The 12,772-nt window shown below is 71.3% G+C and carries 12 protein-coding genes and 1 tRNA gene; 2 read left to right on the plus strand and 11 right to left on the minus strand.

Going from position 1 to position 12,772, the window contains the following annotated elements; translation table 11 throughout:
- Nucleotides 1-83: 83 nt before the first annotated feature.
- The 5 genes from H9622_RS11445 to H9622_RS11465 are packed head-to-tail and all read right to left on the minus strand — an operon-like array spanning nucleotide 84 to nucleotide 4,746.
- Nucleotides 84-1,046, minus strand: coding sequence for a helix-turn-helix transcriptional regulator (locus tag H9622_RS11445; RefSeq protein WP_191766521.1), 963 nt, complete (start codon nucleotides 1,044-1,046; stop codon nucleotides 84-86).
- Entirely contained in the window at nucleotides 1,043-2,038 is a 996-nt protein-coding gene (locus H9622_RS11450) for a helix-turn-helix transcriptional regulator (RefSeq protein ID WP_191766522.1), read from the minus strand. The genes H9622_RS11445 and H9622_RS11450 overlap by 4 nt, the downstream gene beginning before the upstream one ends.
- A 51-nt stretch (nucleotides 2,039-2,089) precedes the next feature.
- Nucleotides 2,090-3,022, minus strand: coding sequence for an FKBP-type peptidyl-prolyl cis-trans isomerase (locus H9622_RS11455; protein WP_191766523.1), 933 nt, complete (start codon nucleotides 3,020-3,022; stop codon nucleotides 2,090-2,092).
- Between the two features lie 39 nt (nucleotides 3,023-3,061).
- On the minus strand, nucleotides 3,062-4,066 hold the full coding sequence (locus H9622_RS11460; RefSeq protein WP_191766524.1) for a tRNA (adenine-N1)-methyltransferase: 1,005 nt from the start codon (nucleotides 4,064-4,066) through the stop codon (nucleotides 3,062-3,064).
- Nucleotides 4,063-4,746, minus strand: a complete 684-nt coding sequence (locus H9622_RS11465) for an HAD family hydrolase (RefSeq protein ID WP_191766525.1) — start codon at nucleotides 4,744-4,746, stop codon at nucleotides 4,063-4,065. Before H9622_RS11465 ends, H9622_RS11460 begins: the two co-directional genes overlap by 4 nt.
- A gap of 141 nt (nucleotides 4,747-4,887) precedes the next feature.
- Here H9622_RS11465 and H9622_RS11470 point away from each other — a divergent pair, with 141 nt between their 5' ends.
- Nucleotides 4,888-5,754 (plus strand): PAC2 family protein, encoded by an 867-nt coding sequence (locus H9622_RS11470; RefSeq protein WP_191766526.1) that lies wholly within the window; start codon nucleotides 4,888-4,890, stop codon nucleotides 5,752-5,754.
- 5 nt (nucleotides 5,755-5,759) lie between these two features.
- Here H9622_RS11470 and H9622_RS11475 read toward each other — a convergent pair whose 3' ends face one another.
- The 6 genes from H9622_RS11475 to H9622_RS11500 form a co-directional block, all read right to left on the minus strand.
- Entirely contained in the window at nucleotides 5,760-6,581 is an 822-nt protein-coding gene (locus H9622_RS11475) for an undecaprenyl-diphosphate phosphatase (RefSeq protein WP_191766618.1), read from the minus strand.
- Nucleotides 6,582-6,627: 46 nt separating this feature from the next.
- On the minus strand, nucleotides 6,628-7,926 hold the full coding sequence (locus H9622_RS11480) for a M20/M25/M40 family metallo-hydrolase (RefSeq protein ID WP_191766527.1): 1,299 nt from the start codon (nucleotides 7,924-7,926) through the stop codon (nucleotides 6,628-6,630).
- Between the two features lie 59 nt (nucleotides 7,927-7,985).
- Nucleotides 7,986-8,070, minus strand: a tRNA-Leu gene (locus tag H9622_RS11485).
- An 82-nt stretch (nucleotides 8,071-8,152) separates the two neighbouring features.
- A complete protein-coding gene (locus H9622_RS11490) occupies nucleotides 8,153-9,241 on the minus strand; it encodes a VIT1/CCC1 transporter family protein (protein ID WP_191766528.1) in 1,089 nt (362 codons plus the stop codon).
- Nucleotides 9,242-9,349: 108 nt separating this feature from the next.
- Complete coding sequence (locus tag H9622_RS11495; RefSeq protein WP_191766529.1) at nucleotides 9,350-9,850, minus strand: SRPBCC family protein; 501 nt, start codon at nucleotides 9,848-9,850, stop codon at nucleotides 9,350-9,352.
- Nucleotides 9,851-9,880: 30 nt separating this feature from the next.
- Nucleotides 9,881-11,758, minus strand: coding sequence for a DEAD/DEAH box helicase (locus tag H9622_RS11500; RefSeq protein WP_191766530.1), 1,878 nt, complete (start codon nucleotides 11,756-11,758; stop codon nucleotides 9,881-9,883).
- A 144-nt stretch (nucleotides 11,759-11,902) separates the two neighbouring features.
- Here H9622_RS11500 and H9622_RS11505 point away from each other — a divergent pair, with 144 nt between their 5' ends.
- Nucleotides 11,903-12,763 (plus strand): SGNH/GDSL hydrolase family protein, encoded by an 861-nt coding sequence (locus tag H9622_RS11505; protein WP_191766531.1) that lies wholly within the window; start codon nucleotides 11,903-11,905, stop codon nucleotides 12,761-12,763.
- Nucleotides 12,764-12,772: the final 9 nt, after the last annotated feature.

Genomic DNA, 12,772 nt, shown 5'->3' on the forward strand with positions numbered 1-12,772 from the left:
CGAATTCCTTTCGGCGGGTCCGGACTCAGTGTAACCCGCGGTCGGGCGGCGAAGTGCGCACCGCGGAAAGTACCGGCGAACCGTCAGCGGTACTGGCTCAGCCCGGCTTCGGCCCACTCCGCGGCCGCCCGCCGGGCAGCCGGCGGTTCGAGGATCTCCACGTCGCCGCCCCGCTTGGCCACGAGCCGGCGCAGGCTGAACTCATCGGCGACGTGCATGGTCGCGACGGTCACGCCGTGGGCAGTCTCGAGCGAGGCTCGGTCGAGGTAGTCGCCCAGGAGCGGGCCGACCGACTCGTCGAACCGGATGCGCACCACCATGTCGCCTTCGCCCGACTCGAACCAGCCGCGGGCGGGCTCACCCGCGTGGGTGATCGGGATGTCGGTGAGCTCCAGCTCGCTCACCCGGTCGAGGTGGAACGTGCGCATCGCCTCGCGGAGGTGGCACCACCCCTGCAGGTACCACTGGCCGTCGGCGATGTGCACCTTGACCGGGTCGACCGTGCGGGTCGTGGGCGCGGCGTCCGGCGCCTTGTAGGTGAAGGACACGGCGACGCCCCGGCGGAGTGCGGTCGCGACGAGGTCGCGGACGGTGTCGACCGGGCCGGGGGCGACGATGACCTCAGCCGGAGCGCTCGAGGCTCCGCGCGCGAGCTTGGCCAGGAGGCCCGAGAACAGGTCGGTGTCACCGACGCCGGGGATGGTGCGCGCGAGCTGGAGCCCGGCCAGCAGGGCCGCGGCCTCGCGTGCCGTCAGCTTCGGCGACCGCTCCAGGCCGACCGAGTTGGTGATGACGATGAGATCGCGCTGATCGAGCAGGTCCCAGTCGATGTCGAACAGGTCGTTCGCCATCTGCCAGTAGCCGCCGTCGCCGGGCAGCCCGATCACGGTGAGCTTCTCGACCATCGAGCGCATCTGGTCGGGGGTGACGTCGAACTCGTCGGCCGCCTCCGCCACCGAGACCTCGCCCTTGCCGATCAGATACGGCACGAGCTGCAGCATCAGCGCGGCGCGATCGGTCGCGACCAGCGAGCGGCGGGCGGTCATGCGGATGCTCCGTTCACGTCGCGGGCGGCGGCGAGGCGCTCGATCACCTGATCGCGCAGCGCGGCCGGTTCGACGACCCGCACCTCGGGTCCGTACGACGCGAGCTCGTCGGCGAAGATGTGGATGTCGACGTACGGCACGCGGATGCCCTGCTCGGCAGGACGCGCGCGACGCGCCAGCCGCAGGGCTGCTTCGGTGCCGGGATTGACCTCGAGCAGCGACGTGCTGCGCGCGGCCACCTCATCGAGCCCTCGGAGGGCTCGCTCCCCCGCGCCCTCGCGAAGACCGGCGTCGAACGTCTCGCGCGTCGTCGCCACCGGTCCGACGATCCGCGACAGCAGAAAGGTGCGATCGGCCTGCACGTCGAGGTCGATGCCGAACACGTGCCAGCGCGCTTCGTACTCGACGAGGGCGAGGGGCTGCACACGGCGCGTGCGCGGCGCCGCCTCGCCGGGCTTCAGGTACGGGAATCGCACGACGCGACTCTGCTCGATCGCCCGCTGGAGGTCGGGGAACGACGGCTCACGGAGGCTGATGCGGGGCGAATAGCCGATGATCGGCTCGTCGATGGGGATGCCCAGCGCGCGGATCTTGCGGAGCCCGCTGCGGGCGTCGTCCGACATGGAGCTCTCGCTCCAGACGCCGCCGGCGAGATTGAGCAGGGCGAGTTCGGCAGGGGTGAACTCGATGTCTTCGGGGAGCGCGTACTCGGCCGTGGGAACGCGGTAGCGGGCCTCGCGGAGGTCGTCGGGGTCTGCCCAGTCGCCGATCGTCTCGATCGGCACACCCAGTCCGCGCAGGCTCTCCTTGTCGCGCTCGAACATCTTCTCGAGGGCGTCCTTGGACGCGCCCGATTCGCTCTGCTCGCGGTAGCCGGCGACGGAGGACAGGATGGTGTCCTTCGTCAGCCCCTGGTCGGTGGCCATGAGGGCGACGACCAGGTTGACGAGTCTCTCCTCAGGCGGAGACTTGGCAGGGGCGTTCGCAGGCACCCCATCATCCTAGGGTCGGGGCGGCCGTCTCGTCGGCGGTGCGGCGACCTCTTACTGCGTGATGCCGGCGTCGACGCCGAGGAGGTCGAACACGAAGACGGTCGGCTGCTCGGTGCCGCCCTGCTCGGCAGGCACGACCACCAGCACCTGGGAGCCGATGGTCTGGCCGACGAGCGCCTCGGCGAGGACGGGGTCGCTGTCGAGCGGGACCGACTGGGGCTGCGAGTCCCACGTGTTCGTGACTGCTTCGGTTTCTCCCCACGGGACTCCGAGGATGTGCGCACGCACAGGCGCGTCGCCCGTGATGACCTCGCCGTCGCCCTTCTTGATGGTCTGGACGACCACGTCGGCCGGGGCCTCACCCTCGGGGATGATGAGGCCCGGGCGTCCGTCCGGCGTGCGCACGACGGTGGGCATGCCGGTTCCGCTGTTGAACTGGTCGGCGCCGTCGGCGGCACCCAGATAGACCTTGTGCACGTCGATGACGGCGACGGCGGAGTCGCCCTCGGCCAGCCCGATGCTCGCGGCAGCCTCGGCCTCGATGTCTTCCGGCGCCAGCGACACGACGACCCGCGATCCGGCCGAGGCGCACTGGAGCGCGTCTGCCCACGTCGGGAAGGTCTGGGAGATCTGCGGCAGGCCGAGCACGTTGGACTGCTCCTCGGAGTACGGGCTGGCGACGAGCGTCTCCCCCGTCTCGCCCGAGACGAGCGTGAAGTCGATGACGACCAGCTGGTCGTCACGCGTGATCGTGGCGCCGCCCGTGCCCTGGTCCAGGGTGGCCGACGCGCCGTCCGTCACATGGAAGGGGGTGTAGAGCTCGACGTCGGGCGCGCTGCCGACCTCTCCGCTCACCTCGACGACGTCGAGCAGTTCGGCGTCGGAGACGGGCTCGGAGCAGTCGGAGCTTCCGGGCAGCGAGCAGCCGGCCAGGCCGACGGTCGCGAGTCCGAGGATCGCGAGGGCAGCGGGGATCTTACGCACCGCAACAGTCTAGGCGGCATCCGGATGCGCGCTGTGCGCCTACCCCGCGTCGGGGGCGTCGGTCTGCTGGGCCGCCTGACGCGCGCCCTCCGCCGCGCGCTGTGCCTCCCGCACGCGCTTGCGGAGGTTCTTGTCGGTGATCTGGCGGTCGCCCACGGCGCCGGGCGTCCACAGCTCGACGTCCTCGTCGCCGTAGCTGGTCTTCGAGGCGCGGCGCTTCACCTCGGGCGGAACCGCGCCCGGAGCGAGACGGCGCGCCCACAGCAGGAACCCGGTGTGCGCCACCATGCGGTGGTCTGGTCGCACCGCGAGTCCCTCGACGTGCCAGCCGCGCACCATCGTCTCGCTGGCCGCGGGCTCGGTGAACAGCCCGGTGCTGCGGAGGTACTCGGCCACACGGCTCAGCTGGGTCGCCGTGGCGATGTAGCAGAGCACGACGCCGCCCGGCGTCAGGGCGTCGGCGACCACGTCGATGCACTCCCACGGGGCCAGCATGTCGAGCACGACCCGATCGACGGATGCCGGGGCGACGGCATCCGGCAGCGCCTCCACCAGGTCGCCGACGACGACGCTCCAGTTCTCAGGGGTCTCGCCGAGGTACGTCTCGACGTTGGCCTGAGCGACCTCGGCGAACTCGGGGCGGCGCTCGAACGAGATCAGTCGGCCCTCGGCGCCCATGGCGCGCAGCAGCCAGAGGGAGAGCGCGCCCGAGCCGACCCCGGCCTCGACGACCACGGCGCCGGGGAACACGTCGGCCTCCGCGATGATCTGCGCGGCGTCCTTCGGGTAGACGATCGCCGCGCCGCGCGGCATGGACATGACGAAGTCGCGCAGGAGCGGCCGGAGTGCGAGGTACTCGTGGCCGCTGCTGTTGGCGACGACAGAGCCGTCGGGCTGGCCGACGAGCTGCTCGTGCTTGAGCACGCCGTGGTGCGTGTGCAGCTCGCCCTTCTCGCGCAGCGTGATCGTGTGCAGGCGGCCCTTGGGGCCGGTGAGCTGCACGCGGTCGCCGAAGCGGAAGGGGCCACGGGGTCGTTCGGTCACTTGGCGGCCTCCTTGGCGCGGTGTTCGGCGTGGAAGGATGCCACGTCCTGGGCGGTGCGCCCTTCGAGGGTCGGCCACACGGCATGCGCGCCCGCCCCCGCGATCGAGACCATGAGCGGCACGCCGATGGTGGCGGCGCCGGACGCGACCGCGGACCGCAGGCCGTTCGGCGAGTCTTCGATCGCGACCACCTCGTCGGGCGTGACGCCGAGCGCCTCGCACGCTTGCAGATACGGGTCGGGGAACGGCTTGGGGCGGGTCGAGTCGTCGCCTGCGATCACCACGTCGAACGCCTCGAAGTCGATCAGGTCGACGACGGTGCGGGCCATGCGCCGCATCGACATCGTCACGAGCCCCGTCTTGATGCCCGCGGCGCGCAGGCTCGCGAGGAGCTCCCGCGCGCCCGGGCGGAACGGCACGCCCGTTTCGCCGAGCTGACGCATCACGTCATCGGTGAGGTGATCGATGATGGCGTCGACGCTCATGCGCACGCCGGCGCTCTGGAAGATGCGGGCGGAGTCCTCGAGTCCCAGGCCGACGAGTGCCAGCGCCTGCTCGTGCGACCAGGTCCCGCCGAAGCGCTCGACGAGCGGCGTCTCGGCCGCCATCCAGTAGGGCTCGGTGTCGACGAGGGTTCCGTCCATGTCCCACAGGACGGCGGACAAGGGCGGTGCGCTCACCTCTCCATGCTACCCAGCGGCCCGCCGCCGCCCCGCCGAAGTCGCGCGGTGGCGGGATGCCCGGCACGCGCGTGCAACCGACCACAGGCGGTGTGCCGGGCCTATCCTGGAAGGACCCGCACCGCGGGTGGAGGAGGTCTCGTGGACGGACTGGGACGCCGGGTGCTCGTCGCCGCGTTCGACGGGTGGAACGATGCCGGCGAGGCCGCATCGTCCGCCGTCACGCAGTTGCGCGAGGGCGGGACGTACGAGACCGTGTTCTCGGTCGACCCCGAGCTGTACTTCGACTACCAGTACACCCGTCCGCAGATCGCCGCCGACGCGGACGGCAAGCGCGCGCTGCGGTGGCCCGAAGCATCCCTCCTCCGTCCCACCCGCACGACGCGCGGCGGCACCCAGCTCTGGCTCCTGACCGGCGTGGAGCCCGCACGCGCCTGGCAGGCGTTCGCGTCCGAATTCATCGACATCGCACTCCGCGAGGACATCACGGGCTTCCTGTCGATGGGGTCGATGATGTCGGACGTGCCGCACACCCGCCCCATCTCCGTGTTCGCCGGCAGCGACAATGACGCACTCCGCACGTCGCTGGAGCTCGAGCGGAGCACGTATGAGGGTCCGGTGGGCATCCTGAGCGTGCTCGGTCACGCGGCCGACGCCGCCGGCATCCCCGCGGCGAGCCTGTGGGCCAGCGTGCCGCACTACGTCGCGGGGCACACGCCGTCGCCCAAGGCGACGCTCGCGCTGCTCGACCGGCTGGAGGACCTCACCGGCGCCACCGTGCCCCGTGGCGATCTGGCGACCGAAGCGGCGGCATGGGAGGCGTCCATCGACGCGGCCGCGGCCGACGACGAGGAGATGACGGAGTACATCCGCCAGCTCGAGCGCACGCGCGATACGTGGGACTCCCCCGAGGCGTCCGGCGACGCGATCGCCCAGGAGTTCGAGCGGTACCTCCGTCGCGGCGGAGACGGCCCGACCAAGCCGGGCCGCGACGACCCGCGTCGCTGAGCGCGCTACGCCGAGATCGCGCCCACGCTCAGCAGCACCAGCAGCGTCGACCCGAGTGCCACGCGGTAGACGACGAAGGGCAGGAAGCTGTGCTTGGAGATCCAGTTCATGAAGAACGCGATCACGCCGAGCGCGACGAAGAAGGCGACCACCGTGGCGACCGCCGTCTCGCCGAGCGTGAAGACGCCCGGCTCGTTCCAGCTCTTGGCCAGCTGGTAGAACCCGCTGCCGAAGACCGCAGGGATCGCCAGGAGGAAGGCGTATCGGGCCGCTGCCGAGCGCTCGTAGCCCATGAAGAGTCCGGCCGTGATCGTGCCGCCCGACCGTGAGACGCCCGGGATCAGCGCGAGCGACTGCGCGAACCCGTAGATCACACCGTGGCCGACGGTGATGTCCTGCAGCTTGCGCTTCTTCGCGCCCACGTGGTCGGCGATGCCGAGGAGCACACCGAAGAAGATGAGCATGCCGGCAACCAGCCACAGCGACCGGAACGTGGTCTCGATCTGGTCCTGGAACAGCAGCCCGAGCACCACGATCGGGATGCTGCCGATGATGATCAGCCAGCCCATCTTCGCGTCGGGGTCGTTGCGCGGGATGCGTCCGACCAGCGCCCGGCACCACTGGCCGAAGATCCGCACGATGTCGCGCCAGAAGAAGAGCACGACGGCGGCCTCGGTGCCGATCTGCGTGATCGCGGTGAACGCCGCACCCGGGTCCTGAGCCGACGGCAGGAACTCCCCCAGGATGCGCAGGTGCGCGCTGGAGGACACGGGCAGGAACTCGGTGAGTCCCTGCACGAGACCGAGGATGATCGCCTCGAGGAGCATGGGCGCCTTTCGATGCGGGATGCCGGGGCGCGGCATCCGCTGTCTGTCAGTACGTGCGGAGGAGATCGGTCAGCACGCGCTGACCGAATTCGAGGGCGTCGATGGGCACGCGCTCGTCGACGCCGTGGAACATCCCCGTGAAGTCGAGGTCGGCGGGAAGCCGCAGCGGGGCGAAGCCGTACCCCGTGATGCCCAGGTAGGCGAGCGCCTTGTTGTCGGTGCCGCCGCCCATCAGGTAGGGGATGACGGGCACGCCGGGGTCGTGGCGGTCGAGTGCCGACACCATCGCGTCGACGAGATCGCCGGCGAAGGGCACCTCGAGCCCGATGTCCTGGTGCACGACCTCGACCGTGACGTCGTCGCCGACGATGCGGCGGATGTGGGCCAGCGCGGCGTCCTCGGTGCCGGGGAGCACGCGCACGTCGATCAGCGCCTCGGCGCGATCCGGGATGACGTTGTGCTTGTAGCCGGCGGTGAGTCCGGTCGGGTTGGTGGTGGTCCGCAGGGTGGAGCGGAGGAAGCCGGATGCCGCGCCAGTCGCCGCGGCGATCTCGTCGGCGTCGCCCGTGCCGCCCGTGAGGGCGCCGAGACGCTCGGCCATCTCGCGCGTCGTCTCGGTGAGCGTGACGGGCCACTCCGTGCGTCCCAGCGCGGCGACCGCCACTGCGAGCTTCGTGACGGCGTTGTCGCCGTGGAAGCTGGAGCCGTGCGCCGCACGCCCGCGCGCCACGAGGCGGATCCAGATGAGTGCCTTCTCCCCCACCTGCAGGAGGTACGCGCGGCGGTCGCCGACGGCGATCGAGTACCCGCCGACCTCGCTGATCGCCTCGGTCGCCCCGGCGAACCACTCGGGCTTGTTCTGGATCACCAGCGCGGAGCCCTCGACGCCGCCGTTCTCCTCGTCGGCGAAGAAGGTCAGCACGAGGTCGCGCTCGGGCTGCTCGCCCGCGCGCAGGATGTCGGCCACCGATGTGAGGATCATGGCGTCCATGTCCTTCATGTCGACGGCACCGCGGCCCCACAGCATCCCGTCGCGCACGACGCCCTCGAACGGGTCGACGCTCCAGTCCTCGGCGATCGCCGGCACCACGTCGAGGTGACCGTGCAGGACCAGCGCCGGCTTGGAGTGGTCACGGCCGGGAACGCGCGCCATCACGTTCGTGCGGTGCGGGATCGGCTCGTAATACTCGGGAGTGAGCCCGAGCCGCTCGAGATAGGCGCCGACGTATTCGGCGGCTTCGCGCTCGCCCGCGGCGCGTCCGCCGCCATGGTTCGTCGTGTCGAAGCGGATGAGATCACGGGCGACGGAGGCGACTTCGGGCAGCTCCACGTCGGAAGAAGACATGCCGACCAACCTATCCTCTCGACGAAGAAGGCCCCCTTTCGGGGGCCTTCTTCCTACTGTGCGCGAGGGGGGACTTGAACCCCCACGCCCTATACGGGCACTAGCACCTCAAGCTAGCGCGTCTACCTATTCCGCCACCCGCGCAGGTGGTTTTCGGTTTCGCAACCGAGGAATGACATTACCACGTCGCCTGGGGTACAACGAATCGGCACGGACCCCGCGCGCGTCAGCCCAGGGTGACGCCGAAGAGCAGCCCGAGGGCGTACGTGACGGCCGCGGCGCCGAAGCCGATCGCGAGCTGGCGCAGGGCGCGGCGCAGCGGGGGCGCGCCCGAGAGCAGCCCCACCGCCGCGCCCGTGCACATCAGCGCGCTGCCCACGAGTGCGAGCGCCAGGACGATCGCGGCGAGCCCCGACAGCCCGAAGATCCAGGGCAGCACCGGGATGATCGCGCCGGAGGCGAAGAAGAGGAAGCTCGACAGCGCCGCGCTCCACGCGCTGCCGACGACCTCGCCGTGGTCGATGACCTCGATCGACGACGAGTGGGTGCGTCCCTGCCCGAGAGCGCGTGCCGCCTCGACCGCCTGTCGCGCGCGGGCGGTCGCCTCGGCTTCGGCCATCCCCCGGGTGCGGTAGACGAGCGCGAGCTCGTTGGCATCGATGTCGAGGTGCGGGATCGCGCCGTCGGCGAAGGTGCTCGGCTGGGTGGACTGGAGCAGCTCGCGCTGGGAGCGCACCGAGACGAACTCGCCCGCGCCCATCGACAGCGCGCCGGCCAGCAGCCCCGCGATGCCGCTGAAGAGCACGAACTGCGCGGAGACGCCGGTCGCGCCGATGCCCATCACGAGCGCGAGGTTCGACACGAGCCCGTCGTTCGCCCCGAACACGGCGGCGCGGAAGGTGCCGGACAGGCGCCGCCGACCTCGTGCGGCGAGACCCCGGACGACTTCGTGGTGGATCTTCTCGTCGGCACCCATCGCCGGTGTCGCGAACGGCTCGTCGTCGTACGGCGAGCGGGCTTCGGCGTTCTGCGCGAGCGCCAGGACGAAGATCGACCCGAACCGCTTCGCCATCCAGCCGAGCAGGACGGTGCGCACGTCCGGGCGGGGCAGCCGCGCGGGCTCGCCGCCGAGCAGCCGCAGCCAGTGCGCCTCGTGCCGGCCCTCGGCGTCGGCGAGGGCCGTCAGGATCTCGCGCTCTTCGCCGCTGCGGCGGGCCGCCAGTTCTCGGTACACGTGGGCTTCGGCGCGCTCGTTCACCAGGTAGCGCGCCCAGCGCCGTCGCTCGCGGGACGTGGGGGAAGCGGGCACGCTCACAGAAGGCCTCCGGGCCGGGTTCTAGGGGACCTGTCCACGGTAGTCACCGAGCGGATGCCGCACCCCTCGAAGCCGCGGATTGACAGCATTTCGGGGCTCCGAACCGCGTCACCCGGTGCGTCTCGCGAGTTCCTTGCGGAGCCCCCGCTCCCCTGCCCTCATCACGTGCGCGTGGGCGCGCTCGAACGCCGGGCGCAGCGCCCACGCCCACGTGTTCATCCAGCGACGCTCGGTCACGACGTCCCAGTGGAAGACGACGACGGATGCCGCGTCGCCGTCCGGCTCGACCGACACGCGCCCCCGGCCGCGCAGATCGCCTGCGCTCGAGGCCGCGAGCGTGCGCCCGGGCCCGACGTCGTCGACGGTGAGGCGCACGCGCAGCCGGTAGCACAGCGGGCTCCGGACCGTGAGGCGGAGGGTCGCGCCGGCTGCCAGCGACGGGGGCGCGTCCTCGAAGCGGACTCCGGGCCACCAGGTCGTGCCGGGGCCGGTCGGGTCAGGGGCTCCATCGCCAGAAGGCGTCGTGATCATCCGGACCGTCTCGCGCCACACCCGCTCGGCGCCGGCCGGCACGCTCCACCGCGAGACGAACGAGTACTCCGCGGGCATGCCCGGAGTCTAGGCGGCGGGTGCCGCGCGTCAGGAGTGCACGCGCTTGCGCAGCACGTCGATGCGCGACTGGAGCTGGGCGACCGTGGCGTGCGAGACGGCCGGGCCGCCGCAGATGCGCCGCAGCTCGGCGTGCACCAGACCGTGTGGCTCGCCGGACTGGCGGGCATAGAGCCCGACGAGGCTGTTCAGCAGCTGGCGCTGCTCCTTGAGCGATCGGTGCAGCGCCTGCGGCAGGACGGGCTCGGACTCGCCCGGCGGGTTCTGGGCCTCGCGCGCTTCGCGGACGCGCCGATGCCTGCCTTGACGCGCCTGCCGCTGCATCAGGAGCTCGTGCACGTGCTCGGGCTCGAGGAGTCCGGGAAGCCCCAGGAACTCCTCCTCCTCGGGCGTTCCGGGCACGGCGAGCTGGCCGAACTCCTTGCCGTCGAACAGCACGCGGTCGAAGTGGGCGTGCGAGCCGAGCGCCTGGTACTCGAACTCCTCGGTGAGCGCGTCGGACGCCTTGTCCTCGCGCTCGGCGGCGTCCATCAGGTCTTCTTCGGCGTTCCACTCGTCGCCGTCGCCGTCGCGGTCGAGTGCGTGGTCGCGCTGCCGCTCCATCTCGTTGGCGAGGGCGAGCAGCTGGGGCACGTTCGGAAGGAAGACGCTCGCTGTCTCGCCGCGGCGCCGTGCGCGCACGAAGCGCCCGATGGCCTGCGCGAAGAACAGCGGCGTCGAGGCCGACGTGGCGTACACCCCGACGGCGAGGCGCGGCACGTCCACGCCCTCCGACACCATGCGCACCGCGACCATCCAGCGGGTGTCGTCCTTGGAGAACGCCTCGATGCGCGAGGACGCCTCGGCCTCGTCGGAGAGGACGACCGTGACATCCTCTCCGGAGATGCCCCGAAGGATCTCGGCGTAGGCGCGCGCGGCGGTCTGGTCGGTCGCGATCACCAGTCCCCCGGCGTCCGGCACCTGCTCGCGGACCTCGGACAAGCGCCGGTCGGCGGAGCGCAGCACCGCCTGGATCCACTCCCCCTCGGGCGAGAGCGCCGTGCGCCACGCCTGCGAGGTGATGTCCTTCGTGTTGTCCTGGCCGAGCTGCGCCTCCATCTCGTCACCGGTCTTGGTTCGCCAGCGCATCTGCCCGGCGTAGACCATGAACATCACCGGGCGCACGACGCCGTCCTCGAGCGCGCGACGGTAGCCGTAGGCGTAGTCGGTGCGCGAGACGCGGATGCCCTTCTCGTCGGGGTGGTACTCGACGAACGGGATCGGTGCGGTGTCGCTGCGGAACGGCGTGCCCGAGAGCAGGAGCCGGCGCGTGGCACGGCTGTACGCCTCGCGCAGCGCGTCGCCCCAGCTGAGGGCGTCGCCGCCGTGGTGGACCTCGTCGAGGATCACCAGAGTGCGGGCATCCATCGTCAGACGCTGATGGACAGATGCCTTGACCGCCACCTGCGCGTAGGTGACGGCCACCCCGTGGTAGTGCCGGGCGGGCGCGAAGTGGCGGTTGCTGAAGGCGGGGTCGAGGCGGATCGACACGCGCGCGGCGGCGTCGGCCCACTGCGTCTTCAGATGCTCGGTCGGTGCGACCACGACGATCCGGTCGATGATGCGGCGGCGCAGCAGCTCGCTCGCGAGCCGCAGGGCGAAGGTGGTCTTGCCGGCGCCCGGCGTGGCCGCGGCGAGGAAGTCGCGCGGTCCGCCGCCCGGCCCGTCCGGCCCGTCCAGCTCGAAGTAGAGATCGAGCGCCTCGGCCTGCCAGGCGCGCAGACGCTGCGCGGTTCCCCACGGCGCACGCTGGGGATAGGTGGGCGAGAGGTGATCGGCGGCTCTGCCGCCGAGTGGAACAGACGCCTTGGCGAAGCTGCCGAAATGCGCCTCCTCGCGGGTGGCGTCGAGGACCGTCTCGTCGTCCATTGCACCTCCCCGCCTGCCGCGCACAACGAGTCACAACCTTAACCGAGCGCGACGACAACGCCCGTCACCGCACCCACGGCTGCGGCATCCGGTCCCCGTCCGCACCCCGCGGTAGCCTGTCTGTCGGCCACGAACCGAGGAACCATGACACTCAGCGACGACAACCGCACTCCCTACGTCCCCAACGCGCAGCCGCACCCGTGGCGGCGCTACGTCGCGATCGGCGATTCGTTCACCGAGGGCGTGGGCGATCCCGAGCCGACGGCGCCGAACGGATTCCGCGGCTGGGCCGACCGCGTCGCCGAGGTCCTGTCGCAGCAGGTCGACGACTTCGCGTATGCCAACCTCGCGATCCGCGGACGCCTCATCGGCCAGATCGTCGCCGAGCAGGTCGAGCCCGCGGTCGCCCTCAAGCCCGACCTGGTCACGTTCTCGGCGGGTGGCAACGACGTGATCCGCCCCGGGGCCGACCCCGACGCGGTGGCCGCACTGTTCGAAGACGCCGTGGTGCGCCTGGGCAGCGGCGGGGCGACGGTCGTCGTCTTCACCGGCATCGACACGAACTTCACGCCGGTCTTCCGCGGCATCCGCGGCCGCGTGGCGATCTACAACGAGAACATCCGGGCGATCGCCGACAAGTACGACTGCATCGTGGCCGACCAGTGGGCGCTCAAAGAGGTGCAGGACATGCGCTTCTTCGACGACGATCGCCTGCACTACAACCGCCTCGGGCACCACGAGGTGGCGCGCATGGTGCTGCGCGCGCTCAACGTGCCCAACGACCTGCAGCCGATGCAGCCCGATCCGATCCCGTCGCGCACGTGGCGGGAGGCCCGCGCGGTCGACCTCGTGTGGGCGCGAGAGTTCTTCGTGCCGTGGGTGCTGCGGCGCCTGCGCCACCAGTCGTCGGGTGACACGATCACGGCGAAGCGCCCCGACGTGCTGCCCATGACGACGCTCGCTCCCGGGCGCGACGCCACCGAGCGTCCCGGCGAGAAGGCCTGAGGCAGCGCG

The organism is Microbacterium gallinarum (assembly GCF_014837165.1).
GTDB lineage: Bacteria > Actinomycetota > Actinomycetes > Actinomycetales > Microbacteriaceae > Microbacterium > Microbacterium gallinarum.